Source organism: Bradyrhizobium zhengyangense (assembly GCF_022012435.1).
GTDB classification, from domain to species: domain Bacteria; phylum Pseudomonadota; class Alphaproteobacteria; order Rhizobiales; family Xanthobacteraceae; genus Bradyrhizobium; species Bradyrhizobium zhengyangense.
Map to the genome: position 1 here is coordinate 209,918 of NZ_JAKLUA010000007.1, position 23,208 is coordinate 233,125.

Consider the following 23,208-nt stretch of genomic DNA (forward strand, 5'->3'; position numbering starts at 1 on the left):
GAGACCGATCAGGAGACCGACATGACCCAGACCACCAACCGGTTTTTCGACGAGATCGGCCGCTTGATGAACGACGCCGCCGGAGCTGCCCAGGGCGCCAAGCGGGAGTTCGATACGGTGCTGCGCAACCAGGCCGAAAAATTCCTGCGCGACATGGATCTGGTCAAGCGCGAGGAGTTCGAGGCCGTCAAGGACATGGCCCGTCTGGCGCGCGAGGAGAACGAGGCCCTGAAAGCGCGTATCGCGGCGCTGGAGGCCAAGCTCGGCGGGTAGGGCGCCTCGGCGTCATTTCGGGGCGCGACGAGTCGCGAACCTCAGGTGCGCAGTTGCGCACCGGGGAATCTCGAGGTTCCGGGTTCGATGCTCCGCATCGCCCCGGAACGACAGATGGGGGGCGGTGACATCGGCCCGCAAAAAATCCCCGCATTTCCTTGTCATTTCCGCATCTTCCGGGTAAAAGCCCGCCACGTTCACGGCCCCCGCACCCCTGGAGGCTTGCTGTGGACCATGCCATGGGCCGCGCTGCGGCCCATTAACTTTTGCAAAAACAAGGACTTAGACTATGGCGACGACCGTCAAGGAATTGAAGGCGACCGCACGTCCGAAGAGCGGCAAGGGGGCCGCCCGGGCTGAGCGTCGCGCCGGGCGCGTACCCGGAGTGATCTATGGTAACAACCAGCCCCCGCTCCCGATCTCGGTTGACGATCGTGAACTGCGCCAGCGCATCCTCGCGGGCCGGTTCCTGACCACGCTGGTGGACGTCGAGCTCGACGGCAAGAAGCACCGCGTCATTCCGCGCGACTATCATCTTGATCCGGTCAAGGACTTCCCGATCCATGTCGACTTCATGCGGCTCGGCGAAGGCGCCACCATCCGCATCAGCGTTCCCCTCCATGTCGTGAAGGCGGAAGGTTCGCCCGGCGTGAAGCGCGGCGGCACCGTCAACATCGTCGCCCACGCGATCGAGCTCGAATGCGGTGTCGAGAATATCCCGCAATACATCGAGGCCGACGTCGGCGCGCTGGAAATCGGTCACTCGCTGCATCTGTCTGATGTCAAGCTGCCGGCCGGCGTGAAGGCGCTGACCCGCGAGGACGCGACCCTCGTCACCATCGTGCCGCCGTCCGGCTACGCCGAAGAGCAGAAGGCCGCAGCTGCGGCTGCTGCTGGTGGTGCGGCTCCGGCGGCAGGTGCTGCTGCTCCGGCGGCAGGTGCGGCTCCGGCCGCGGGTGCTGCTGCTCCGGCTGCTGCTGCCAAGGCTTCGGCTGGCGGCGACAAGAAGAAGTAATCCTTCAGAAGAGCTGGCGCGCGGTCCCTGATCGCGTGCTGGCTGAGGGGCGCGCCGCGTCATGCGACTCTTTGTTGGGCTCGGCAATCCCGGCGCGAAATACGCACGTAACCGGCACAATATCGGCTTCATGGCCGTCGACGAGATTGCGCGGCGTCATGGTTTTTCACCATGGCGCCGTCGCTTTCAGGGCGAGACCTCGGAAGGCACGCTCGGCACGGAGCGCGTGATCCTGCTCAAGCCCACGACCTACATGAACGACTCCGGCCGCGCTGTTCAGGAAGCGGCGAGCTTCTTCAAGATCGCGCCTGGCGATACCACGGTGTTTCACGACGAGCTCGAACTGCCGCCGGGCAAGGTGCGGGTGAAGATCGGCGGCGGTATCGCCGGCCACAACGGCCTGCGCTCGATCTCGGCGCATATCGGCAACGAGTACCGCCGTGTCAGGCTCGGCATCGGTCATCCCGGCGTCAAGGAGATGGTGCACGGCCACGTGCTGTCGGACTTCGCCAAGGCCGACAACGACTGGGTGACGACGCTCTGCGACGCGGTGGCCGAGCACGCCGCCCTGGTCGCCAAAGGTACTGACGCGACCTTCGCCAACAGGGTGCATCTGGCGATGCAGGCGAAGGGATTTTTGACCAAGGACGAGAACGGCAAGGAATAACGCTCGTGGGATTCAAATGCGGAATCGTCGGATTGCCCAATGTCGGCAAGTCGACCTTGTTCAACGCGCTGACCGAGACGGCCGCGGCGCAAGCTGCGAACTATCCGTTCTGCACCATCGAGCCTAACGTCGGCGAGGTCGCCGTGCCTGATCCGCGGCTCGACAAGCTGGCGGCGATCGCCAAATCTGCGCAGATCATCCCGACCCGGCTGACCTTCGTCGACATCGCTGGCCTCGTGCGCGGCGCTTCCAAGGGCGAAGGCCTCGGCAACCAGTTCCTCGCCAACATTCGCGAGGTCGACGCCATCGTGCATGTCGTGCGCTGCTTCGAGGATTCCGACATCACCCATGTCGAGGGCAAGATCGCGCCGCTTGCCGACATCGAGACCATCGAGACCGAGCTGATGCTCGCCGACCTCGACAGCCTCGAGAAGCGCGTCGACAACCTCTCCAAGAAGTCCAAGGGCAACGACAAGGACGCCAAGGAGCAGCTCGACCTGGTCAATCGCACGCTGGTGCTGCTGCGTGACGGCAAGCCCGCGCGTCTGGTCGAGCGCAAGGCGGAGGAAGAGCGTGCCTTCGGCATGCTCGGCCTGCTGTCGTCAAAGCCGGTTCTCTACGTCTGCAACGTCGAGGAAGGCTCGGCGGCCACCGGCAACGCCTTCTCCAAGGCGGTCGAAGAGCAGGCGGCCAAGGAGGGCGCGGTCGCCGTCGTCATCTCTGCAAAAATCGAATCCGAGATCGCGACGATCTCGCGTGAGGAGCGTGCCGACTTCCTGGAGACGCTGGGTCTCGAAGAAGCGGGTCTCGATCGTCTGATCCGCGCTGGCTACAAGCTGCTCGAACTCATCACCTATTTCACGGTGGGCCCGAAGGAAGCACGCGCCTGGACCATTCATCGCGGCACCAAGGCGCCTGGCGCGGCCGGCGTGATCCACACCGATTTCGAAAAGGGCTTCATCCGCGCCGAGACGATTGCGTATGACGACTACGTCACGCTCGGCGGCGAGGCCGGCGCCCGCGATGCCGGCAAGCTGCGCCTCGAAGGCAAGGAATACGTCGTCGCCGACGGCGACGTGATGCATTTCAGGTTCAATACGTAACGCAACACGGCGTCCGTGCCTGCCTATTCGTCGTCGCGGAACTGCTTGACGACAACAGCCGGATTCCCGGCGACGACCACGCGCGAGGCGACGTCCTCACGCACCACCGCTCCGGCGCCCACGACCGAGTGGTCGCCGATCGTCACGCCCTTGAGCACGATCGAGCGCGCACCCACCCACACGTTGTCCCCGATGTGCACCGGGGCGACGGCCCGGGCAACCGCAGGCTCGTGCCGGAGCCGTGGGGGCAGGTTGTGAAAGTCCGTGTCGACGATGTCGCAGTCGCTGATCAAGCAAGACGACCCGATGTCGACCTTCTGCGCGCAGCCGATCCAGCAGCCGTTGAGCAGGGTGCTATCGCCGATTGTCACCTGGCCACGCCCGGTGATGAGCACGCGCTTGCCGATCCGGCAGTTCGCACCGATCGACACCCGGACCCCGCGACCGAGCACCAGCCAGCCCTTGAACACGATCCCGGGTCCGAGCTGGAGCCGGCTCCCGTACCGCACCGTCAGCCATGCGCGCGAACAGGCGAAGAACAGGAGGGCACCGGCCCGCAGCACCGGGTTCTCGATCTTGCCCACTACATTCGCTCCTGACCCTTGCGGCGGCCCGCACCTCTCGTGCCGAGCCTCGCATCCGCACGTAAATACGCGGTGAAGAACGACGTCGCACCCGGCGCGCCCGTCTGGGTGGCGGCCTATGTCGCGGGGGCGGCGACGTGATGCATTTTAGGTCTAATGCGCAGAGCGCCCTACGGCACCTGTGCCCGCCTCAACGCACTCCGCCGCCCTGATCCCTGATCGCGCCGAGATGCTCGTTGATGCGGAATACGATCAGGATCAATTCCGCGGCGATGCGCGAGAACACCACGCCAACGACCACGCCTGCGATCGATTCCAGCACGACCAGGAAGCCGGCAAACGGACTGATCGCCATCGCGGTGAGGCCGGCGAAGATTCCGGAGAGTCCGAACAGGCAGATCACGCCGATCACCAGCCAGTAGAAGGTCTTGATGATCGTCGGCGTGATGAAGCGGTCCCACTGAAACAGATCGCTGAATGAAAACATCTCTCTCCCCCGGGCGGATGGTGCCCCCGGCCGCGCCAATCCGACAATGAGGCAGGCCGACTCGCCGAATGTAGCACGAGCCATGCGGGCCGGCGGGTTGAGATTGCCGCAAAGTGCGGCCACAATCTGTCCTTCCCGCAAAGCTTTTCCAAGATGACCCTGACCTTCGAAGATTTTCCGCCCGGCCGCTATGGAACGTTCGGCCCGCGCCATGTCACCCGCGACGAGATTCTGGCGTTTGCCGCCGAGTTCGATCCGCAGCCGATGCATCTGGATGAGGAGGCCGCCGGCAGGAGCATGCTGCGCGGCCTTTCGGGCTCCGGCTGGCATCTCTGCTCGCTGATGATGCGGATGATGGCCGACGGTTTCATCACCCGCGCCGCCTCGCTGGGATCTCCGGGGGTCGACGAGGTGCGTTGGCTCTCGCCGCTCAGGCCGGGTGATGATCTCATGCTCGACGTCGACGTCGTGGAGGCGCGCACCTCGAAGAGCAGGCCGAACCTCGGCATCGTCAAGTTCAAATGCACGGTGCGCAACGCCAAAGGCGAAGCGCTGTGCGAGATGACCTCGCCGATCCTGATCGAACGGCGCACGGGAGCGGCGTGATGCGGTTCTTCGAAGAGATCGAGATCGGACAGCGCCGCGACATCGGCACCTACAATTTCACCGCGGAGTCCATCAAGACGTTTGCCGCGAAGTTCGATCCGCAGCGTTTTCACCTCGACGAGGAGGAGGGCAAGAACTCGCTGTTCGGCGGGCTGGCTGCCTCCGGCTGGCACGTCGGCTCGGCCTGCATGAGCCTGCTTGTCGCCGACGGACAGCGCCTGGCGCGCGAAGCCGCGAGCCGCGGCGAGGAGATCGCGGTGTGGGGGCCGTCACCGGGCTTTCGCGACCTGCGTTGGATCAGGCCGGTGCTGGCCGGCGACACGATCAGTTATTCCAATGTCGTCATCGACAAGCGCAGCTCCGCCTCGCGTCCGGGCTGGGGCATTTTGACGGCCCGCACCACTGGCACCAACCAGCGCGGCGAGGAGGTCTATTCCATCACCGCCAGTGCCTTCGTGCCGATGCGGAAAAGCGCTTAGACCAGTTCCAAGATGAACAGCTAAAACAGCGCGCGAGTGTTGCCCGCGCGCTATGGACGTGATTCAGGGTGGCTGCCATAAGCCTCCCCGAGATGGCCGGTCGCCGCGAAGCAGTTGCCGGAACCATCGAGTTGCTAACCAATTATGAACCTGTCGCTGTCTATTTGAACGAACTGGGCAGAGGACAGGGGACGAGAACGATGGCAGACCGCGGCGCACTGAAATTGGTCGGATTTATCTTCGCTACCGCGACGCTGGCCGTGATGCTGGTCGCCGGTATCGTGGTGAAGAGCTACGCCGACGGCGCCTACACCCTGGAAGCCTCGACGGTCGAAGCGAGCCGTTAAGGGCTCGTTAACTTTCGCGGGGTCGCGAGGCGGCCTCCGCCCTCAGCGGCTATAGACGAGCGCCAGAACCGCGATCGCAACCGCCAGCAGCCCGACAAAGCGCAGCATGATGGTCCCGAACTGGCTCGGCGCGGGCCGCAGCGGTATCGGGTCCGTAGTATCGGGCCGAATGCTTTCCATGTGAGATGTCCCCGAGGCCCGGCCGTCAGCGGCACGGGCGCCTGGCATTGGTCGCCGGGGACGGGCGGTGGGTTCAAGACCTCCCAGAATCAAAAAACCGCCGCGCTCCTTTGCGGAACGCGGCGGCTGGTGATGCTTGGCTAGCTTGCGATCAGCTGTTGCGCAGACCGTCGGCGGCGCGCTTCCACTGGGCGACGTTGTCCGCGATCATGCGGGTCGACTTCATCGCGGCCTGGCTGAGCTGGGCGTAGCCCGAGATCTCGCGCTGAACGCGCTGGCCTTCGGCATGGAGCAGGTCGCGCAGGCTCTCAAGCTCGGAGATCAGGTTCTCGATCTCGGCAAGCGAGGTGCCGGCGACGCGTTGGATCAGCGAGTTGACGTTGGTGACGGTGGCTTCCGCGCTCGGATCGAGCGGCGGCGAATCCGTGGTCGTGGTGGCGGCCGGCCGGCGCAGATAGGCGATATCGTTGCGCACGAAATCGCGGATGCCGGCTTCGACTTCCGTCACGGCGGCGAGATTGCTGTCGACGGTTTCGGTCTCGGTTGCTTCAACCTTTTCCGGACGGATGGCGTTCATCGTTATTCCCCTGTTCGCGTTGAGCGCAGCGCGAGTGTCCCCCGCACGACGATGTGTGTCAGGCCGGCGCATCTTGGGCGTCGGATTTTGACCGCAACAGGGCCGAGATGCGGCAAGGGCGGACCATTCGGGGGCCTTGCCGTGGCGTATGGTTAGGGAAGTCTAAAGAAGGCTCACCAGCTCTTCTTGAAGCCGGCGGTGACGCTCTTGTTGATCGCGCCTTGCGAGGTTTCGCCGACCGAGCCGGAGACGGTGACGTTGTCGAACAGTTTCTGCTCGGCACCGACCTTGCGCAGCCATTTGTCGTCGGTGGTCGATAGGGTCTGGCCCGCGGTGACGCTGGTGCCGGTGTCGGTAACCGTGACCTTGGCCGACTGGTCGGTCTCGTAATTGCGGGTGATGTGGCCGCCGACGCCGGGCAGCGCCGTGGTGCCCTGCTGGTTGACGCTGTAGCCGTTCTGCAGCGTCAGCGAGGTGTCGCTCGAGAGCGGCATTGATTTGGTCAGCGACGCCCCGAGCTTGCTCTGCTCACTGCCGGGATCGACGCGGGCTTCGACCGCAGTCTTGTCCCAGATCGCGCCCGCGCCCGGCGCGGTCGCGGTGGCCCAGGCGCTGCCGGAGGATTGCGGCAGGTTGCCGCCATTTTCGGCCTTCTGCGCCAGCAGCTCCGACATCGTGGTCGGCTCTTTGGTCACCGTCATGTCGGCGCCGATGCGGGTGTCCCAGAACGAGGACACCGACTGCTTGACCTTCACCCCCGAGGAGCCGTCGGCATTGGCGTTGGACGACCAGTCCATCCCGTCCTTGGCCGCGGCCTTTGCGCGCTTCTTGGCGGCGATGAGGTCGTTGAGCGTGCCCGCGTCGATCGCGAGCTGGCTCCAGTCGAGCTTGTCGACGTCGATGCCTTTGAGCACGTCGGGGTCGTTGACGTCAGGGGCCTCGGCGACCTCGGCCTCGTCGTCGTCAGGCGTGGTCGCGGCGGGGGGCGGGGAGAAGGGCGGAATGATCTGCGCTGTGGCCGTCAGCACCGAACCCAAAATGAACGCGGCCGCCAGCGGCAGCCTGATCCAGCCGAAACCTGTCGAGAATTCCATTGCCCTTGCCCGCGAGCCCAGTTCGCGCGGAAAATGCGGAACTATCGTTGCGAAATTGTGGCGTTCGCCTCGCCCAGAGCATGATCCGGAAAAGTGTGCAGCGGTTTTCCGAAAAGATCATGCTCAAACAATAGAATGACGAACCAACGGGCCGCGCGCAAATGGCGTGCGCCCGGTGACGAGCATCTCCATGACGGCGTCCGGCGGGGCTGGAGGCCAGCACGTGTCATGGGAGCATCAATCGACCGGTCCCGAACTCTCGGAGCCCGTTGGTGTCCCCCTCAGCCGACGCTGGCCATCTTTGGCAGATGAATGGCGCGGCCGAGTGCCTGTTCGACCAGGTCGAACGTGTCGACCAGCACGCGCAAGCTGATCAGCCTATCAGCCCTGAACTGGGCGAACTGCGCGACGCGCAGGCTGATCGGCTTGTCGGAATCCAGCGCCGTGAGTGAATAGCGCAGCATCGACGAGGCGGAATCGACGCCCAGCATGATGCTCTCGCGCTCGAAACGGCGGACGCGGAAATTGTCGGCGAGCTGGCGGATGACCTGGAGCACGGCGGCCTTGCCCTGGCGCGCGCCCAGGAATGGAAACATGTCGATCGGGCCATAGATCGCCCATTCGACGTCCTCGTCGATCAGGGCCTCGATATCCTCGAAATGCCGGTCGTTGATCGCACGGTGCAACGCGCGCGAGAAACGCCAGAGGCTGTGCTCTGTCATTTTGGGCCGTCCTGAAACTGAAGCGTAAAAACGGAAAACAACCCCATGCACAGTAAGGTGCCCCAGGGCTGCTCAATTCATTTGTGTACGAACAAATACGGGATTTCTGGAAAAACTCAAATCACGTTTTTGCAAGGCACAAGTGAGCGCAAAGTGTGAGATTTACAATAGAACCCCGTAATCCTACCGGGTCCGGAAGCGGGGGAGGGAGGTTCAAGCCCCCGATCGTGCCAAATCCTCAGTGTCGTCCTGGCTTTCGCCCAGGACGACACTGCGTCACCCCCCGTCTCCCGCCCCCACGATCAGCGGCCCGATCTCCCGCTCCAGCACCTGCTGCACCAGATCGTAGGAATCGATGATCTCGCGGATCTGTGCGATCTGCCCGTTCCGGAACGTATAGAACACCGCCATGTCGAACTGCACGATGCGGCCGTTGTCGCGCTTGGTGAAATAGCTGTGCAGATAGGTCGCGACCTCGTCGCCGTCGGCGACGATGTGCGGCGCCTTGTAGCGGATCTCGGAGTAGCGCGACCAGACCGTCTGCCAGAGCTGGCGCAGCTCGGCCTTGCCGTGGCGCGGGCCCATATGCGGCAGCACGTCGATCGGCGCGTGGGTGAGGAAGTCGACGTCGTCGGTGCAGCACGACAGCGCGGCCTCGAGATCGCCACGTGCAAAAGCATCGAGCAGATGCAGCGCGCGTTGCTTGTTCAACGACTCGACGCTCATGCCGCTCCCGCCCTCATTGGCCACGGATCATAAACGCTATCGCGCCGCGCGCGGGTTCATCAATCCGCAAAAACACAGGTATTCGCCAAAATGGTCGCGCCTCATTGTCTGGCGGTTCATGTCCTGCAAGGCCGGGTTGCGCTGACATGGGCATGCCCGAAATCGGGCGGGCGCTCTGACGCCGCACGCATGAGGGCTGACGTCTCTCACCATGTGGCGAGCGCGGGAACCCGGCCGGCTCGTAGTCGTTGAGACGCTGACACCGCAGGAGACATCCATGAAATCCCCGCTTCTAGCCGTCACTGCCGCGCTTCTCATGCTCGGCGCGACCTCCGCCGCCAACGCCAAGGGCTGCATCAAGGGCGCCATCGTCGGCGGCGTCGCCGGCCATTATGCCGGCCATCACGGCATGCTCGGCGCAGCCGCTGGCTGCCTCTACGGCCGTCATCACGCCAAGGAGCAGGAGAAGCAGCAGCAACAGAGCCAGGTGAACGGGCAGGGCAAGCTGTAGCCCATTGTCATTCAGGGGCGCGCGAAAGCGCGAGCCCGGAATCCATCACGTCTCTGATTCCGGGCGCGAAATGGGGCGTGAGCCAGCTCACATCGCGTGTCTTCCCTCTTCGGCTAACGTCACCCGCATGTATCAGGGAGACGTGCCATGGCCGTCACCGCCACCGCGAGAAAGTCCCGCCTGCGCAACGCGCTCGAAGGCTTTGCGCTGACGGCGATCCTCCAGAGCTTTCCGACCTTCGCCGCAGCCGCGCTGCTGCTCAAGTTGTGCGGCAACCACGACCTCGTCGGCGACCCCGGCATCGCCATCTTCGTCGCCTTCGCCCCGCTGGTTCACGCAACCATTGCCGTCACGCTCGGGCCGAGCGTCCCGGCGCTGTTCAAGACGCTCTACGAGCCGGCATTCTTCGACGGCACCCTGTCACTCTCTGACAAGATTGCCGAATGGCGCACCCACCCGATCGCCTCGCTGCAACTGGTCGCGATCGTGCTGTTGCTGTCGGTGATGGCTGTGGTGACGGCGAGCGTGGGGTGAGAGAGCCCGAGCAGGCTAGCGTCGATCCAGCCCGACCAACAGATCTAGGAGGGCCAGCAAGCTCAACGACCGCGCCGTGGGTTGATATCGAAGCTTTGCGCCTTTTCGCTCGATTCGTTGGGCAAATTCAGGAACAGTCTTTAGGGCCCGATTAGTATTGTACTTCCTGACGGGTGCTCCAAGTTCGCCGGTCAATGCAGAGATTTCTTCACACGTTGCGGCGAGGCCAATCGTGATCAGCGCCCGTAAGCTTCGGTGTAATTCGCTAAGTGCGCGATTCTCGCGTGGGCCAGTACTGCGCGCGGTCTGTAAGATTTGCCGGATCACATCCTCAATCTTTTGGCAGTATTGATTGTGGGTGCCCTCGTTGATGATAGTGATTTCAGCGATGTCACTCGCGAGCCGAAGCGTGCCGAACATTCGCTGCTTCTCATCTTCCGCCGAAAACGACTTTATGGTTGTAAGATCGCCGTCCCTTGCCCTCTTAATGTGACGTTCGAATCTTATGCGTTGATCCGCATCGATCAGTACCACTCGAGCAGAAGGAAACCTGCGCCTCAGGAATAACAATTCCTCTGGTGTTCGCAGGCCCGTAACAACGTTCAGACGCGCGTCATCCTTGTCGATATAATCTGCGATCTTGCGCGCTACTGAATCCCACCCGATCTCACTCAAAAAAACCAACGCTTCTTCAGAGTTACTCGGAATTACGCCAGTCTCTTGCCCAATGCCCCGAAGTACTGTGCTCGCTTCATACACCCTGACCGACTCGTAGTTCGCCATATAGTCACTGAACGTTGTCTTTCCGGAGCACTTTGCTCCGATGACCAAAATGACCTGACGATCAGGCTCTTCAATTAAGGACAGCTGTTCGGGATAGGGGTTTACGGCCCTACGAGTGGTGTAGAAGTTTGGCCGTAGGTTTATGCCCGCGTTCAGCAATTCAAGTGTTGATAAGAGTTCCGTGAGGGCTTTGGAACGAAAGTCATAGTGCAGGGACTCCTCAAACTCCATTTCACCGAGTCGTTTGGTCGATCCCTCTGGAATGATCCAGCCATTAAAGGTCTTTGATGTTAGCCAAGGATATTGGACGGATGGCTCGAATGTCGGAGACGTGTCGGCGATTCTTCCGACCGTCTCTCCGTGAAAGAACAGAGGGGATTTCAGCGTTGGTATGTAAAGTGCAATATCGGAGTTCACTTTGGCGCGACGGTCGTTACCCTTCTGACGAAGCTGTTTGTCGACTTGTTCAAACGTTACCTGCGGAAACCACTCCTTAACGGCGAGTCCTGGGAAGTCGTTTGGACCGCTGAATGCTTCGATCCTGACTGATGTATCTTCCACAAAGAAGATCGATCGAACGCCAAATTCTGCCTTCACCTGATCGATAGCGCGCGATAGGAGGCCAGTGGTTCCTAATTCGTAATCCTCGTTGTAGGGTTCTCGTTTGCCTCGAAAGTTTCGCAGCTCATATCCATGCCGCATGAAGAGGAGCCTAGCCTGCAAAAGCTTCTCCGTATTGGAAGTGTAAAAGAACACATTTAGCACGCGGTCGTACTCGAATGCATTTCCGTAGTGGGGTCGAGGACGTTTCATAGGGGAGTTACTCCGAAGCCGACATTGCAGCCCGGAAATGTGCCGAGATAGCTTAGGCCAAGTTTATTGGACGTCTCTTCAAGTAGACGCTCGCCGTTAGTGTCGCGATGAAAGATGCAATAAATCAGGGGTCCAAGGCTGCTCATGCCAACAGCAATGCTAGGCAGCGCTTGGAGTTTGCGAAAGGCGTCTTTTGTTCTGTTGGATTGGGCGCGAAGTTCTTCGCATTTGAAGCCCACTGTATGTATCTCATCCAACGAGAGCTTCATGAGTTGAATGTCAGCGGTCGCAAAAGCCGGTACGACTCCGTGGTAGAGTGACGACATCGTTAGCAGGGCTTGCTCGTCAGGAATTGGGGTCTTTTCCTGAAAAAAGCTGACCTCTTGAACTCCGTGGAAGGTGGTCTCGTCGGGTATGATAAGTCCAACGAGCCAGGATTCTGGAAAAAGCCATCTGGCAAGTACGGGAGGGGTCTCCACCGGAGCGCTCACGCTAGATGGGCTAAATCGCAAGCCTGGTTGTTTCGCGTGTCCCCCGTCCCAAATTACCCCGCCGGTGAAAAATAGGCTAACTCCGACGCCCGAGGCTCCTCCTCGACCCGAAAGCTTTTTGATTTGATCGTTGGTTAGATTCATCCTTTTCAATCGATCGACGGCAGTTATCAAGGACAGTAACAGCGAAGTCTTTGTTCCGAAGCCAACGTGCTGTGGCGGACTGCATTCCAAGTGGGCCGAGAAACCGCCCTTTGCGCGATCTGCCAGGTTTTTGGCAGTCTTGTTTATTTCGTCGAAGGCGAATTTGTCTAAATGGGAAACGCCGGTCAATGAGACGGTGGAAGCGTCCTCGACTCGCCAAATGGTGGGAGGTCCAGAGAGGGAGAATCCAATGCCGCAGAAACTTCGAGCGGAGACGCCTGCGAGGTCCACTAGCCCCATGTGAATTCGCGGCCGCGCTAGAATTTGTAAGCGCATATTGTGGGCCTAGCTCTGCGTAGGTCTGCTAAATTGATCGTTGGTCCAAAGCTGATCAAAGTGGTTTCGAAGTTGGTCGTAAAGAAAGCCTCCTCGCTTAACCAAGAGTGTCGGCATATTTCGGCTTTGATCAGCGATTAAATAGGGGCCCCAAAATATCTCGTCATCGACGCGAAAGATGTTGATCGATGGCAAGGCCATCAGTCGTCGAATCTGAAAATTCTTCTCGATCAAGCCGGAAGCTCTTTGAATAGCGGCCTCGAATGCCTCGACGTCTCGCCGTATGTCGCCGTCGTTATGGCCCTCCTCGCGATCTCGAATCGAGGCAATGCTATTCTCTGGTGAGGGAAATGTTGGATCGAGCAGCAGTATCCTGAATGTGGTCTTTAGCGAGAGCTCGCTGAACTTGTTGCCGTAATCCTCTCTAAAACTGGCCAATCCAAAGCCCAGAATGTCGACCTCTTTTGCGTTGCTGAGACGGGAGTGATACTCGTCGCGAATGCTGACCGAACGGGTTGCAAAAATTCGCTGCAAGCCTGCAGCGGAAATGAGGTCGAGCCTATCTTTCGTTTGCTGCGATGCCGCTACGTAGAGGAATAGGATTTCTCCCGCGATTCCGGCCGCGATTAACGATCCGCCGACCCCAAGGAAAACGTCCTTGTAGAGCGACTGTGGGCCGATCACCGTGAGAAAAATTCCCAAGGCGAGCATTGCAATATGACCGACAATCCAAAAAATGTTGGTCGGATTTAATCCCCACTTCATAGGCAACCCCCAAATTGCCCGAGGGTATACTAAAAGTAGAAGAGCTTGCTAGCGTCCAATTTGCGATAGTCTAGACTACCTCTTCTTCCACCCACCCCGTCGTCCCGGCATCCCGCCCGTCGACTTCGGCGCGGGCCCGAACTCCGGGCCTGACTGCCGTGAGTCCGTCGGCTGAATGATCCGGCTCGTGCTGCCGAACGGCTTTGCCGGCAGGTTCGGGCTCTCACGATACGGCAGCGATTCCGGGCCGTGCATCTCGTCGAGATGCGGCTTGTGCACTTTCGAGCCGCTGCCGCCGCCGCTCGCCTTCAGCGCGGAGCCCACGGTCTTTTTCTTCATCGCGCTGACCGGCAAATTGGCGGCATCGCCGTATTTCCTGGTGCCGGCATAGGCGCCGGCCTTGCCCGCCACAGTGCGCTGCTTGGCGGTGGGGTCGTCGACCACGGCGAGTTCGGTGGCGCGCAGGCGCTTGACTTCGTCGCGCAGGCGGGCGGCTTCCTCGAAGTTCAGATCGGCAGCGGCTTCGCGCATCCTTGTTTCGAGATCGGCGAGCACGGCTTCGAAATTATGGCCGATCGAGATGACGTCGTCGGTCATGTCGTGGCCGCCGACCTCGACCAGCACGTGGTCGCGCTCGTAGACGGAGTTGAGGATGTCGCCGATGTGCTTCTTCACGCTCTCCGGCGTGATGCCATGCTCCGTGTTGTACTCGACCTGTTTTTCGCGGCGGCGGTTGGTCTCGGCGATGGCGCGCTCCATCGATCCCGTCATCTGGTCGGCATAGAGGATCACCTTGCCGTCGACGTTGCGCGCGGCGCGGCCGATGGTCTGGATCAGCGAGGTCTCGCTGCGCAGAAAGCCTTCCTTGTCGGCATCGAGGATGGCGACCAGGGCGCATTCGGGAATGTCGAGGCCTTCGCGCAACAGGTTGATGCCCACCAGCGCGTCGAACGCGCCGAGGCGAAGATCCCTGATGATCTCGATGCGCTCGATGGTGTCGATATCGCTGTGCATGTAGCGGACGCGAATGCCCTGCTCATGCAGATATTCGGTGAGGTCCTCCGCCATGCGTTTTGTCAGTACTGTTATCAGCGAGCGATAGCCGGCCTGGGCTGTGGCGCGCACTTCGCCGACGAGATCGTCGACCTGGGTACGGGCTGGGCGGATATTGACCGGAGGATCAATAAGTCCGGTCGGGCGAATGACCTGCTCGACGAACACGCCGCCGCTCTCGTTCAGTTCCCAGGCGCCCGGCGTGGCCGACACCGCGACCGTCTGCGGCCGCATCATGTCCCACTCCTCGAAGCGCAGCGGGCGGTTGTCCATACAGGAGGGAAGACGGAAGCCGTATTCGGCCAGTGTCGCCTTGCGGCGGAAGTCGCCGCGGAACATGCCGCCGATCTGCGGCACCGTGACGTGGCTTTCGTCGGCGAACACCAGCGCGTTGTCGGGCACGTATTCGAACAGCGTCGGCGGCGGCTCGCCGGGCAGGCGCCCCGTGAGATAGCGCGAATAGTTCTCGATGCCGGCGCAGCTTCCCGTCGCTTCCATCATCTCGAGGTCGAACGTGGTGCGCTGCTCCAGCCGCTGCGCCTCCAGAAGGCGCCCCTGGTTGTTGAGCTGGTCGAGCCGCATCTTCAGCTCGGACTTGATCGACTTGATCGCCTGCACCAGCGTCGGGCGCGGCGTCACATAGTGCGAATTGGCGTACATCTTGATGAATTCGAGCTCGTCCTGCTTGTGGCCGGTGAGCGGATCGAATTCCTCGATATTCTCGATGGTGTCGCCGAACAAATTGACGCGCCAGGCGCGGTCTTCATAGTGCGCCGGAAAAATGTCGATGACGTCGCCGCGGACACGGAACGTGCCGCGGGTGAAATCGGCTTGCGTCCGCTTGTACTGAAGCGCGACGAGGTCGGCGATCAGCTGGCGCTGGTCGATGCGCTCGCCCTTCTTCAGCGCGAAGGTCATCGCGGTGTAGGTTTCGACCGAGCCGATACCGTAGATGCAGGACACCGAGGCGACGATGATGACGTCGTCGCGTTCGAGCAGCGCGCGCGTCGCCGAGTGGCGCATGCGGTCGATCTGCTCGTTGATCGAGGAGTCCTTTTCGATGTAGGTGTCCGTGCGCGGGACATAGGCTTCCGGCTGGTAGTAGTCGTAGTAGCTGACGAAATACTCGACTGCATTGTCCGGGAAGAAGCTCTTGAACTCGCCGTAGAGCTGGGCGGCGAGCGTCTTGTTCGGCGCCAGGATAATGGCGGGGCGCTGCGTCGCCTCGATCACCTTGGCCATGGTGTAGGTCTTGCCCGAGCCGGTGACGCCGAGCAGCACCTGCGAACGGTCGTTGCGCTCGATGCCCTCGACCAGCTCCTTGATCGCGGTCGGCTGGTCGCCGCGCGGCTCGTAGGCCGACTTGATCTCGAAGCGCACGCCGCCTTCGGACTTTTCCGGGCGCGGCGGCCGGTGTGGGGTCCACACTTTCGTGGAGCCGTCGTCCTTGCGGAACTCGGGGCGGCCCTCGCGGATCAGCGATTCCAGCGCGTCGGCCGTGGCCTTGACGCCGAGCGCCTCCATCTTGCTGCGCGGCGGCCGCGCCAGCGCCTCGGCATCGTCCTCCTCGGTGGGAAGGCCGAGCTGCCGCGCCAGTTCCGGATCGAGCGTCGGAATCGTCGCCGCAGTTCCGTAATTGGCCTGCGGCGCTTCTTCCAGCCCACTGGCCTCTCCGCTCCCTCCCCCCTTGTGGGGGAGGGTCGGGGAGAGGGGTAAGCCACGAGTCGCGCTGTTCGATGCCGCGTCCTGCGGAAACTCCTTCGGCGTCGACGCGCGCGCCCGATGCGCGGCGGCCTCGCCACCGGCACGGCGGTCGCGCGAATTGTCCGGCGGCGGCTGTAGCCCGGTGCCTGATCCAAGCCCGGCATCGCCGCGATTGATCGCGGGATTCAGCAGTTCGGCCAGCGCCGGCCCAATCGGCTGCACGTCAGGCCGATGTGCCTTCGAATTCGGAGCCTTGGTTTTCGGGGATTTTGGGGGAGCAGGTTTCTTCGCCATGTGGCGAATATGGGACGAGTCCGCCCTTCAGAAAAGGGCGAAGGCACGTCCTTGAGCAGGCTGCTGACAGCAGGTTGGCAGCAGCGCCGGATTACGCCGCCGGCAGCGGTCCGTCGCCGTCCACGACCGTCAGGCGCGGCTCGAGGATGTCGAGATGGATCCCGCCGCAATCGGTGCAGCGCATGGTCCAGTACTCACAGCCGGCGCGGCCGCCGATCACGCGGAGCACCGTGAGATCGCCGTCGCATTCCGGGCAAATGGCCAGCACCTTGCGCGAATAAATCCGCGGACGCCCACCGTCGTCGAATTCGATCACTGACATGAACCGGCGTTCCCCTGCTGTGCCGCGATGTCCTTCAGTCCTGTTGCCGTGTCGCCGGCCTATTCGTCGTCGCTGTCGTCGGCATGCCGGCGGAAGCGGTCGATGTGATGCTTGGCGTCTGCGATCGCAGCGTCGGGATCGGGCCAGGCGAAGCCGACCTCCATGGTCGGAAACAGCACGCCGTCGATGGCAAGCGGGCTCAAATCGGCGCGCCGGATACGGGCGTGCCACAGTCCCTTGCCAGCTTCGAAAGATTCGATGTCAAAGCCGTCGTAAAGGGTCGTCATTGGTAGTCCCCAAATGCTCAGATGTCGGAGGGTTAGAGGACCACGTTTGCGGATTTCGATCTGTGAAGCGGTTCACAAGCGGCCGGCTTTTTCAGCCGAACGGCTGATACGCCAAGGGATTTTCAAGCGACGCGGATACCGCTCGCGTCAAGAAAACGCATCAAAACAAGAATTTAGTTCCGTGCTGCGCGCCCCGACCGCCGCGGCCGGGCCGCGGGTTCCGCCGCCGCCCGCATGATCCAGCGGCGGAACGCGGCAAAATCGCGCTGCTCGGTCTGAAAGCTGCGGTAGAGCAGGTACCAGCGCATGCCCTTGGGCACCGAGAGGTCGAACGGCGCCACCAGGCGTCCGGCGGCGATGTCGTCGTCGATATAGGGCCGGATGCCCATGGCAATGCCGAGCCCGTCGGCGGCGGCCTGCAGCGCCTGGCCGTAGAACTGGAACTCGGGTCCGCGTGCATTGATGCGGGTGAGGCCCGCCGCCTTCAGCCAGATCGGCCAGTCCTCCGGCGAATGGGTGACGCGGATCAGGCCGGGCCCCTTGAGGTCGGCCGGCCGCTTCAGGCCGCTGGCGAGGCGGGGCACGCACACCGGCGTCAAATCGCCTGCGAACAGCGGCTCGGCGACGAGGCCCGGCCAGTCGCCGGTGCCGAGCTTGATGCCGCAGCTCCAGTCCTCTCCGAACGGCACCTCGGCGCCGCCGGTGGTGAAGCGCACCTCGATGTCGGGCTCTTCGCTGCGAAACTCCGACAGCCGCGGGATCAGCCAGCGCATCGCAAAGGTGTGGCCGACACCGATGGTGAGCACGCGCACGCTTGCAGGCGCCGTCACCTGCGCGGTGAGGCTGGCGAGCGCATCGAAGATCGGCGTCAGGCCGCTCTGGTAGGCGCGGCCCGCCTGCGTCAGCACGAGCTTGTTGGCCTTGCGTTCGAACAGCGCGACGCCGAGCCGCTCTTCCAACAGATGCACCATGCGGCTGACGGCGGCCGCCGACACGTTCAGCTCGATTCCGGCGGAGGCAAAGCTGCCGGTCCGGGCCGCCGCCTCGAATGCCTTGATGCCGTTGAGAAAGAGCAGCCGCCGCAAACGATGGACCCTCAGGAAAGCTGATGCCAGGCCAAGATAACTCAGTTTGCGCGAATGGGGCAAGCGAGGCAGAAATATCAGCGTAATTCATGCTGATTTGTTTCTTTCGCCTCTCCCCGCAAGCCGGGCGAGGGGGAATGTGCAGCTTGCGTCCCTCACCGTCCTAGCAGGAGCTTCCCCACGTGACGCCCATCATGATCGCTGCCCTTGGATTGCTGATGGTCGGCACCGCGTTCCTGTCGGGGCTGTTCGGCATGGCGGGCGGGCTGATCCTGATCGGCGTGCTGCTGGCCTTGATGCCGCTGCCGACGGCGATGGTGCTGCATGCGATCACGCAGATGGCCTCGAATGGCTGGCGCGCGTTGCTGTGGCGCGCGCATATCCGCTGGCGGCCGGTCGCGAATTACATGGTCGGCGCCGCCATCGCGCTCGGTGCGTGGTCGCTCACGCGCTACGTGCCTGACAAGCCGACGGCGCTTTTGATGCTGGGCGCCACGCCGTTCATGGCGCGGCTGCTGCCGAGGGATATCAAGCCAGACCCTGATCGCCTCTGGCAAGGCACCGTCTATGGCACGATCTGCATGGGCCTGATGCTGATGACGGGCGTCTCCGGGCCGCTGCTCGACACCTTCTTCCTCGGCGGCGATTTCGGCCGGCGCGAGAAGGTGGCGACCAAGGCGATGTGCCAGCTCGTCAGCCATTTCACCAAGCTGATCTATTTCGGCGGCATCATCGACCAGGCCGCCTCGCTCGATCCGGTTCTTGCCGGCGTCGCAATTCTCGCCTCGATGCTCGGCACCACGCTGGCGCGGCGCATTCTCGAAGCCATGACCGACCAGCAGTTCATCGCCTGGTCGAACAAGCTGATCACCACCATCGCCTGCTACTACATCGCCTATGGCGGCTGGCTGCTGGTTCGCACGCCGGTGCTGGCCGCTTTCGACAAGGGAGGTTTGCAATGAGCGAGACGGCCGACCCGCTGGTGCTAGATTTCGTCGAATGGATCGCGCGCGAGCCGCGCGCCTATGCCGAGGTGATCTCGACCTGGAAGACCTCGTGCCCGCGCCTCACCATCTGGGAGGACGCCGCCGATCGCGGCTTCGTCGCGCGCGAGACGCGGCCCGGCCTCGGCCTGGTCATCGCGGTGACGGAAGACGGCGAGAAGCTGCTGCGAACCAACGGGCGGTAGCGACACATCGTCATTGCGAGCGTCAGCGAAGCAATCCAGAATGCTTCCGCGGCGGCAGTCTGGATTGCTTCGTCGCACCTGTGCAAAATTGCCTCGCAATTTTGTCACGGGCTCCTCGCAATGACGGAACACCATTCATGTCGCTCAAGCTCTATGAACTCGTCGGCACTGATGCCTCGCGTCCCTTCAGCCCGTATTGCTGGCGCACGCGGATGGCGCTGGCGCATAAGGGGCTGACGGCGGAATCGCTGCCCTGGCGCTTCACCGAGAAGAGCGTGATCGCGCCGCACGGCTCGGAGCGTGTGCCGGTGCTGCTAGATCACGACAGGCCGGTGGTCGATTCCTGGGCGATCGCGAACTACCTCGAAGACAATTTTCCGGATCGTCCGTCGCTCTTCGGCGGCGCGGGCGGCCGCGCCATGGCGCGCATGATCAATGCGTGGGGCGACATCGCCATCGTCGGCGGCATCTTTCCGCTCATCATCGCCGACATCCCGAACAATCTCGCCGAGGTCGATGCCGCCTATTTCCGCCAATCGCGCGAAGCACGCTTCGGCGGCAAGAAGCTGGAAGAGATCATGGCGAGCCGCGACAGCGGCGTCGTCGCATTCCGCAAATCGCTGGAGATCATGCGGCAGACGTTCAAGACGCAAGCTTATCTCGGCGGAGCCGCGCCGAACTATGCCGATTACATCGTGTTTGGCGGTTTTCAATGGGCGCGCGTGGTGAGCCCGTTCAAGCTGATCGAGGCCGACGATCCCGTCTATGCCTGGCGCGAAAGACTGCTCGATGCATTCGACGGCATGGCGCGGAAGTCGCCGGGATTTGCGGTGTAGACTTCGTAGGGTGGGCAAAGGCGCAAAGCGCCGTGCCCACGCAATGGAATTGGTGGGCACGCTTTCGCTTTGCTCACCCTACGATACTGCCGTAGCCGCCTTCCGCAAGCACTCCCGGCACAAGCAATCCTCGCCCTTCACCGGCATCGGCAGCTTGGCCGTTTCCTCCGCGCACCAGCAATTGCCCGAGAGATCGCAGCCGAACTCGGCGCCGCATCGGGAACAGGCAAGGCGGCGCGGGGCCGGTTGCGGAATCGTGATTTCTTTCGGATTTGTCATGATTTACGTCGAAGCTTTGCCGTCATTTTCATGTCGGGTTCATCTGTCGCCGCAGTATATTAGGCGCCGCGCAGAGACCATGGAAGCGGTTGGCAAGGCGCGGAGGACAAATCGATGGCCCGCGATTCGCAAGCCGCTCTCGTCGCGCTGAACCGCTTCGGCTTCGGGCCGCGCGGCGGCGCATCCGGCGATCTCATCAATGCGGCCTCCGATCCCCGCGGCTTCGTGAAGGCGGAACTGGCGCGTCCCCTGGGCGCGCTGCTGGAGGCGCCCGGCCTGCAAGCGACGCCGCAACTCGGCCAGGCCGTGTTCGCCTATCAGGACCAGGTCAAGCAGGCGCGCGAGGCCGCCAAGGCCGCAACGCCGACCGAAGCGCCGGCGCCGCCGCCTGCGAACCAGAAGCCCGACAATCAATTACGGCGCAATCTCTCGCTCAACACGGTGGCGAGCGAGATATCAGGTCAGCAGGTGGCTGAGGCCAAATCTGCCGACAACAAGCCCGCCGACGGTGCGATGAAGCCCGACGCCATGCAGCCCAACGCTGCAGCACCACCGGCTGCAAAGCAGCCGCAGCAGCCCCTCAACGTGATCCAGAAGACGTTTCGCACCGAAGCGCTGGCGCGGTTGCAGCGCGCGATGCTGGTCGATTGCGGCTTCACCGAGCGCCTGGTGGTGTTCTGGTCAAATCATTTCTGCATCTCCGCGAGCAAGGGCGAGCTGGCGCGGATGTGGGCCGGCGCGTTCGAGCGCGAGGCGATCCGCCCGCACGTGCTCGGGCGCTTCGCCGACATGCTGAAGGCGGTCGAGCAGCATCCGGCGATGCTGTTCTTCCTCGACAACCAGCAATCGCTCGGACCGGATTCGCGCGCGGGCCAGAACCGCAAGCGCGGGCTGAACGAAAATCTCGCGCGCGAGATCATGGAGCTGCATACGCTCGGCGTCGGCGGCGGCTATACGCAGGAGGACGTCACCTCGCTTGCGCGCATCATCACCGGCTGGACCTTTGCCGGCCGCAAGGGGCAGCTCGGCGCGCCCGGCTCTTTCGCCTTCAATGCCAATGCGCATCAGCCCGGGCCGCAGGTGCTGCTTGGCAAGACCTACGAGGCCAATGGTCTGGCGCAGGGCGAGGCCGCGCTTGCCGACATCGCGCGCCATCCCTCGACCGCGAATTTCATCGCCACCAAATTCGTCAGGCATTTCGTTGCCGACGATCCGCCGCCGGCGCTGGTGGCGCGGCTGCGCGATGTCTTCGTCAGGACCGACGGCGACCTCAAGGCGCTGGCGACGGCTCTGGTCGATTCCGACGAAGCCTGGAAGGCGCCGCTTACCAAGATGCGCTCGCCTTACGACTTCCTGGTCGCGAGCGGGCGGCTGCTTGCGCGGGTGCCGGAGGATCCCGGTCTCTATCTGGGCAGTCTGAACCTGCTCGGCCAGCCGCTGTGGACGCCGGCCGGACCCAACGGCTTCCCCGACACGGCTGCGGCGTGGGCCGCGCCCGAGGGCATGAAGCTCCGGCTCGACATCGCCTCGCAGATGGGTGCACGGCTCGGGCCCAACATCGATCCGCTCGACCTTCTTGAATTCGCGGCCGCCGACGCGGCATCCGTCGAAACGCGCAAAACCATCGAGCGCGCGGAATCGCGCCAGCAGGCCCTGGCGCTGCTGTTGATGTCGCCGGAAATCCAGAGGAGATGATGATGATCGACTGCGTCGAAAACCGGCTCCTCACCTCGCGCCGCGGTCTTCTGCTCGGCGGCGCCGCTTTCGCGGCCTGGGCTTACCTGCCGAAATTCGCGCGCGCCGCCGACGGGCGCGACCCGCGCCTGGTCGTGGTGATCCTGCGCGGTGCCCTCGACGGGCTCGCAACCGTCGCGCCGCTCGGCGACCCCGACTATGCCGCCCTGCACGGCTCGATCGCGCTTACGGCGGACGGTGCGCATCCTGCGACCAGGCTGGACGGCTTCTTCGCGCTGCATCCGGCGATGCCGGAATTTGCGCGCATGTACCGCGACCAGCATGCCGCGGTGATCCACGCGGTCTCGACGCCTTATCGTGACCGCTCGCATTTCGACGGACAGGACGTGCTCGAGAGCGGCTATGCCGGACCGGGCCGCGTGCAGTCGGGCTGGCTCAATCGCGCGCTCGAAGCGCTGCCGCGCGGCGAGCGCGTGTCGAGCGGGCTAGCTGTCGGCCCCACCACGCCGCTGGTGCTGCGCGGCGCGGCACCGACCGTCGGCTGGGCGCCGGTCGCGCTGCCGCAGGCCGATGACGACACCGCGATGCGGCTGGTCGATCTCTACCGTCATCGCGATCCCGCGCTCGCCTCGGCGCTGACGCAGGGACTGCAGCTCGAGAAGGCTGCAAGCGGCGACGACATGAAGCCGAAGCCCGGCAACCAGGTCGCGCAGATGCGGCAGGTCGCGCGTGGCGCGGCCAAGCTGATGGCTGCCGATGACGGTCCGCGCATCGCAGCGCTCGCCTTCGACGGCTGGGATACGCACGCGAACGAAGGCGGCCCAGTGGGGCGCCTCGCCTTCCTGCTCGGCGGTTTCGATAGTGCGCTGGCCGAATTCGAAAGCGGCCTCGGCGATCGCTGGCGCGACACCGTCGTCGTCGTCGCCACTGAATTCGGCCGCACCGCGCGCATCAACGGCACCGACGGCACCGATCACGGCACCGGCACCATCGCGCTGCTCGCCGGCGGCGCGGTGAAAGGTGGACGCGTCATCTCCGACTGGCCCGGCCTCAAGCCCGCCAATCTCTACGAAGGCCGCGACCTCAAGCCGACCACCGATTTGCGCTCCGTCATCAAGGGCGTGCTGCAAGGCCAGTTCGGCCTGTCGGATCAGGTGCTGGCCCAGACCGTGTTCCCGGATAGCGCCAGCGCAAGGCCGATGAAGGGATTGGTGGCTTGACAGCCGC

At 63.1% G+C, this 23,208-nt stretch carries 29 protein-coding genes; 14 read left to right on the forward strand and 15 right to left on the reverse strand.

Features of this window, described 5'->3' with window-relative positions:
- The first annotated feature begins 21 nt into the window (after window positions 1–21).
- The 4 genes from L6637_RS22570 (at window position 22) to ychF (ending at window position 3,058) form a co-directional block, all read left to right on the forward strand.
- On the forward strand, window positions 22–273 hold the full coding sequence (locus L6637_RS22570) for an accessory factor UbiK family protein (protein WP_128953911.1): 252 nt from the start codon (window positions 22–24) through the stop codon (window positions 271–273).
- Between the two features lie 289 nt (window positions 274–562).
- Window positions 563–1,288, forward strand: a complete 726-nt coding sequence (locus L6637_RS22575) for a 50S ribosomal protein L25/general stress protein Ctc (protein ID WP_237871986.1) — start codon at window positions 563–565, stop codon at window positions 1,286–1,288.
- 61 nt (window positions 1,289–1,349) lie between these two features.
- Window positions 1,350–1,955, forward strand: a complete 606-nt coding sequence (gene pth / locus L6637_RS22580) for an aminoacyl-tRNA hydrolase (protein ID WP_237864462.1) — start codon at window positions 1,350–1,352, stop codon at window positions 1,953–1,955.
- A gap of 5 nt (window positions 1,956–1,960) precedes the next feature.
- Window positions 1,961–3,058, forward strand: coding sequence for a redox-regulated ATPase YchF (gene ychF, locus L6637_RS22585; protein ID WP_237864461.1), 1,098 nt, complete (start codon window positions 1,961–1,963; stop codon window positions 3,056–3,058).
- Between the two features lie 23 nt (window positions 3,059–3,081).
- Here ychF and L6637_RS42420 read toward each other — a convergent pair whose 3' ends face one another.
- Both L6637_RS42420 and L6637_RS22595 read right to left on the reverse strand, forming a co-directional pair.
- Window positions 3,082–3,642, reverse strand: coding sequence for an acyltransferase (locus L6637_RS42420; protein ID WP_338076556.1), 561 nt, complete (start codon window positions 3,640–3,642; stop codon window positions 3,082–3,084).
- A 190-nt stretch (window positions 3,643–3,832) separates the two neighbouring features.
- Entirely contained in the window at window positions 3,833–4,129 is a 297-nt protein-coding gene (locus L6637_RS22595) for a DUF4282 domain-containing protein (protein ID WP_027534247.1), read from the reverse strand.
- 153 nt (window positions 4,130–4,282) lie between these two features.
- On the opposite strand from L6637_RS22595, the gene L6637_RS22600 reads away from it, so the two are divergent.
- The 3 genes from L6637_RS22600 (at window position 4,283) to L6637_RS22610 (ending at window position 5,561) form a co-directional block, all read left to right on the forward strand.
- Entirely contained in the window at window positions 4,283–4,735 is a 453-nt protein-coding gene (locus L6637_RS22600; RefSeq protein ID WP_237864460.1) for a MaoC family dehydratase, read from the forward strand.
- The gene (locus L6637_RS22605; protein ID WP_237864459.1) at window positions 4,735–5,214 is read left to right on the forward strand and encodes a MaoC family dehydratase; all 480 of its coding nucleotides are present in this window, start codon (window positions 4,735–4,737) and stop codon (window positions 5,212–5,214) included. The genes L6637_RS22600 and L6637_RS22605 overlap by 1 nt, the downstream gene beginning before the upstream one ends.
- Before the next feature lie 200 nt (window positions 5,215–5,414).
- A complete protein-coding gene (locus L6637_RS22610) occupies window positions 5,415–5,561 on the forward strand; it encodes a hypothetical protein (protein WP_237864458.1) in 147 nt (48 codons plus the stop codon).
- A 42-nt stretch (window positions 5,562–5,603) separates the two neighbouring features.
- Here the strand turns inward: L6637_RS22610 and L6637_RS22615 are convergent, their stop codons facing one another.
- The 5 genes from L6637_RS22615 to L6637_RS22635 all read right to left on the reverse strand — a co-directional run bounded on the left by L6637_RS22615 (window position 5,604) and on the right by L6637_RS22635 (window position 8,860).
- Window positions 5,604–5,741: a hypothetical protein gene (locus L6637_RS22615; RefSeq protein ID WP_237864457.1), complete on the reverse strand. Its 138-nt coding sequence runs from the start codon at window positions 5,739–5,741 to the stop codon at window positions 5,604–5,606.
- A gap of 151 nt (window positions 5,742–5,892) precedes the next feature.
- Entirely contained in the window at window positions 5,893–6,318 is a 426-nt protein-coding gene (locus L6637_RS22620) for a hypothetical protein (RefSeq protein WP_237864456.1), read from the reverse strand.
- Window positions 6,319–6,491: 173 nt separating this feature from the next.
- Window positions 6,492–7,412, reverse strand: coding sequence for a hypothetical protein (locus L6637_RS22625; RefSeq protein ID WP_237864455.1), 921 nt, complete (start codon window positions 7,410–7,412; stop codon window positions 6,492–6,494).
- 281 nt (window positions 7,413–7,693) lie between these two features.
- The gene (locus L6637_RS22630) at window positions 7,694–8,134 is read right to left on the reverse strand and encodes a nuclear transport factor 2 family protein (RefSeq protein ID WP_237864454.1); all 441 of its coding nucleotides are present in this window, start codon (window positions 8,132–8,134) and stop codon (window positions 7,694–7,696) included.
- A 276-nt stretch (window positions 8,135–8,410) separates the two neighbouring features.
- Window positions 8,411–8,860: a nuclear transport factor 2 family protein gene (locus tag L6637_RS22635; protein WP_237864453.1), complete on the reverse strand. Its 450-nt coding sequence runs from the start codon at window positions 8,858–8,860 to the stop codon at window positions 8,411–8,413.
- A 277-nt stretch (window positions 8,861–9,137) separates the two neighbouring features.
- Between L6637_RS22635 and L6637_RS22640 the strand changes: the two genes are divergently transcribed.
- Window positions 9,138–9,371: a hypothetical protein gene (locus L6637_RS22640; RefSeq protein ID WP_237864452.1), complete on the forward strand. Its 234-nt coding sequence runs from the start codon at window positions 9,138–9,140 to the stop codon at window positions 9,369–9,371.
- Window positions 9,372–9,518: 147 nt separating this feature from the next.
- Window positions 9,519–9,905, forward strand: a complete 387-nt coding sequence (locus L6637_RS22645; protein WP_237871988.1) for a hypothetical protein — start codon at window positions 9,519–9,521, stop codon at window positions 9,903–9,905.
- 15 nt (window positions 9,906–9,920) lie between these two features.
- Here L6637_RS22645 and L6637_RS22650 read toward each other — a convergent pair whose 3' ends face one another.
- From L6637_RS22650 to L6637_RS22680, 7 genes are all read right to left on the reverse strand, one after another.
- Window positions 9,921–11,501, reverse strand: coding sequence for a non-canonical purine NTP pyrophosphatase (locus L6637_RS22650; protein WP_237864450.1), 1,581 nt, complete (start codon window positions 11,499–11,501; stop codon window positions 9,921–9,923).
- Window positions 11,498–12,472 (reverse strand): beta-ribofuranosylaminobenzene 5'-phosphate synthase family protein, encoded by a 975-nt coding sequence (locus tag L6637_RS22655; protein ID WP_276575763.1) that lies wholly within the window; start codon window positions 12,470–12,472, stop codon window positions 11,498–11,500. The genes L6637_RS22650 and L6637_RS22655 overlap by 4 nt, the downstream gene beginning before the upstream one ends.
- 9 nt (window positions 12,473–12,481) lie before the next feature.
- A complete protein-coding gene (locus L6637_RS22660; protein ID WP_237864448.1) occupies window positions 12,482–13,237 on the reverse strand; it encodes a hypothetical protein in 756 nt (251 codons plus the stop codon).
- 75 nt (window positions 13,238–13,312) lie between these two features.
- Window positions 13,313–16,288: an excinuclease ABC subunit UvrB gene (gene uvrB, locus L6637_RS22665; protein WP_237864447.1), complete on the reverse strand. Its 2,976-nt coding sequence runs from the start codon at window positions 16,286–16,288 to the stop codon at window positions 13,313–13,315.
- A gap of 91 nt (window positions 16,289–16,379) precedes the next feature.
- Window positions 16,380–16,610, reverse strand: a complete 231-nt coding sequence (locus tag L6637_RS22670; RefSeq protein WP_237864446.1) for a hypothetical protein — start codon at window positions 16,608–16,610, stop codon at window positions 16,380–16,382.
- Window positions 16,611–16,669: 59 nt separating this feature from the next.
- On the reverse strand, window positions 16,670–16,897 hold the full coding sequence (locus L6637_RS22675) for a hypothetical protein (RefSeq protein WP_194464357.1): 228 nt from the start codon (window positions 16,895–16,897) through the stop codon (window positions 16,670–16,672).
- 173 nt (window positions 16,898–17,070) lie between these two features.
- The gene (locus L6637_RS22680) at window positions 17,071–17,982 is read right to left on the reverse strand and encodes a LysR substrate-binding domain-containing protein (protein ID WP_237864445.1); all 912 of its coding nucleotides are present in this window, start codon (window positions 17,980–17,982) and stop codon (window positions 17,071–17,073) included.
- A 182-nt stretch (window positions 17,983–18,164) separates the two neighbouring features.
- On the opposite strand from L6637_RS22680, the gene L6637_RS22685 reads away from it, so the two are divergent.
- The 3 genes from L6637_RS22685 to L6637_RS22695 all read left to right on the forward strand — a co-directional run bounded on the left by L6637_RS22685 (window position 18,165) and on the right by L6637_RS22695 (window position 20,007).
- On the forward strand, window positions 18,165–18,944 hold the full coding sequence (locus tag L6637_RS22685; protein WP_237864444.1) for a TSUP family transporter: 780 nt from the start codon (window positions 18,165–18,167) through the stop codon (window positions 18,942–18,944).
- Entirely contained in the window at window positions 18,941–19,171 is a 231-nt protein-coding gene (locus tag L6637_RS22690) for a hypothetical protein (RefSeq protein WP_237864443.1), read from the forward strand. The genes L6637_RS22685 and L6637_RS22690 overlap by 4 nt, the downstream gene beginning before the upstream one ends.
- A 137-nt stretch (window positions 19,172–19,308) precedes the next feature.
- Window positions 19,309–20,007, forward strand: coding sequence for a glutathione S-transferase family protein (locus L6637_RS22695; RefSeq protein WP_237864442.1), 699 nt, complete (start codon window positions 19,309–19,311; stop codon window positions 20,005–20,007).
- A gap of 78 nt (window positions 20,008–20,085) precedes the next feature.
- Here L6637_RS22695 and L6637_RS22700 read toward each other — a convergent pair whose 3' ends face one another.
- Window positions 20,086–20,286 (reverse strand): cysteine-rich CWC family protein, encoded by a 201-nt coding sequence (locus tag L6637_RS22700; RefSeq protein WP_237864441.1) that lies wholly within the window; start codon window positions 20,284–20,286, stop codon window positions 20,086–20,088.
- A gap of 114 nt (window positions 20,287–20,400) precedes the next feature.
- Between L6637_RS22700 and L6637_RS22705 the strand changes: the two genes are divergently transcribed.
- Together L6637_RS22705 and L6637_RS22710 are read left to right on the forward strand one after the other, a co-directional pair.
- Window positions 20,401–21,981, forward strand: a complete 1,581-nt coding sequence (locus L6637_RS22705) for a DUF1800 domain-containing protein (RefSeq protein WP_237864440.1) — start codon at window positions 20,401–20,403, stop codon at window positions 21,979–21,981.
- Window positions 21,982–21,983: 2 nt separating this feature from the next.
- Window positions 21,984–23,201 (forward strand): DUF1501 domain-containing protein, encoded by a 1,218-nt coding sequence (locus L6637_RS22710; protein ID WP_237871990.1) that lies wholly within the window; start codon window positions 21,984–21,986, stop codon window positions 23,199–23,201.
- Window positions 23,202–23,208 lie beyond the last annotated feature (7 nt).

Coding starts and splice junctions, on each gene's coding strand:
- L6637_RS22570 (WP_128953911.1), top strand. CDS start 22: ATGACCCAGACCACCAACCGGTTTTTCGACGAGATCGGCCGCTTGATG.
- L6637_RS22575 (WP_237871986.1), top strand. CDS start 563: ATGGCGACGACCGTCAAGGAATTGAAGGCGACCGCACGTCCGAAGAGC.
- pth (WP_237864462.1), top strand. CDS start 1,350: ATGCGACTCTTTGTTGGGCTCGGCAATCCCGGCGCGAAATACGCACGT.
- L6637_RS22595 (WP_027534247.1), bottom strand. CDS start 4,129: ATGTTTTCATTCAGCGATCTGTTTCAGTGGGACCGCTTCATCACGCCG.
- L6637_RS22600 (WP_237864460.1), top strand. CDS start 4,283: ATGACCCTGACCTTCGAAGATTTTCCGCCCGGCCGCTATGGAACGTTC.
- L6637_RS22605 (WP_237864459.1), top strand. CDS start 4,735: ATGCGGTTCTTCGAAGAGATCGAGATCGGACAGCGCCGCGACATCGGC.
- L6637_RS22610 (WP_237864458.1), top strand. CDS start 5,415: ATGGCAGACCGCGGCGCACTGAAATTGGTCGGATTTATCTTCGCTACC.
- L6637_RS22615 (WP_237864457.1), bottom strand. CDS start 5,741: ATGGAAAGCATTCGGCCCGATACTACGGACCCGATACCGCTGCGGCCC.
- L6637_RS22620 (WP_237864456.1), bottom strand. CDS start 6,318: ATGAACGCCATCCGTCCGGAAAAGGTTGAAGCAACCGAGACCGAAACC.
- L6637_RS22625 (WP_237864455.1), bottom strand. CDS start 7,412: ATGGAATTCTCGACAGGTTTCGGCTGGATCAGGCTGCCGCTGGCGGCC.
- L6637_RS22630 (WP_237864454.1), bottom strand. CDS start 8,134: ATGACAGAGCACAGCCTCTGGCGTTTCTCGCGCGCGTTGCACCGTGCG.
- L6637_RS22635 (WP_237864453.1), bottom strand. CDS start 8,860: ATGAGCGTCGAGTCGTTGAACAAGCAACGCGCGCTGCATCTGCTCGAT.
- L6637_RS22640 (WP_237864452.1), top strand. CDS start 9,138: ATGAAATCCCCGCTTCTAGCCGTCACTGCCGCGCTTCTCATGCTCGGC.
- L6637_RS22645 (WP_237871988.1), top strand. CDS start 9,519: ATGGCCGTCACCGCCACCGCGAGAAAGTCCCGCCTGCGCAACGCGCTC.
- L6637_RS22650 (WP_237864450.1), bottom strand. CDS start 11,501: ATGAAACGTCCTCGACCCCACTACGGAAATGCATTCGAGTACGACCGC.
- L6637_RS22655 (WP_276575763.1), bottom strand. CDS start 12,472: ATGCGCTTACAAATTCTAGCGCGGCCGCGAATTCACATGGGGCTAGTG.
- L6637_RS22660 (WP_237864448.1), bottom strand. CDS start 13,237: ATGAAGTGGGGATTAAATCCGACCAACATTTTTTGGATTGTCGGTCAT.
- uvrB (WP_237864447.1), bottom strand. CDS start 16,288: ATGGCGAAGAAACCTGCTCCCCCAAAATCCCCGAAAACCAAGGCTCCG.
- L6637_RS22670 (WP_237864446.1), bottom strand. CDS start 16,610: ATGTCAGTGATCGAATTCGACGACGGTGGGCGTCCGCGGATTTATTCG.
- L6637_RS22675 (WP_194464357.1), bottom strand. CDS start 16,897: ATGACGACCCTTTACGACGGCTTTGACATCGAATCTTTCGAAGCTGGC.
- L6637_RS22690 (WP_237864443.1), top strand. CDS start 18,941: ATGAGCGAGACGGCCGACCCGCTGGTGCTAGATTTCGTCGAATGGATC.
- L6637_RS22695 (WP_237864442.1), top strand. CDS start 19,309: ATGTCGCTCAAGCTCTATGAACTCGTCGGCACTGATGCCTCGCGTCCC.
- L6637_RS22700 (WP_237864441.1), bottom strand. CDS start 20,286: ATGACAAATCCGAAAGAAATCACGATTCCGCAACCGGCCCCGCGCCGC.
- L6637_RS22705 (WP_237864440.1), top strand. CDS start 20,401: ATGGCCCGCGATTCGCAAGCCGCTCTCGTCGCGCTGAACCGCTTCGGC.
- L6637_RS22710 (WP_237871990.1), top strand. CDS start 21,984: ATGATCGACTGCGTCGAAAACCGGCTCCTCACCTCGCGCCGCGGTCTT.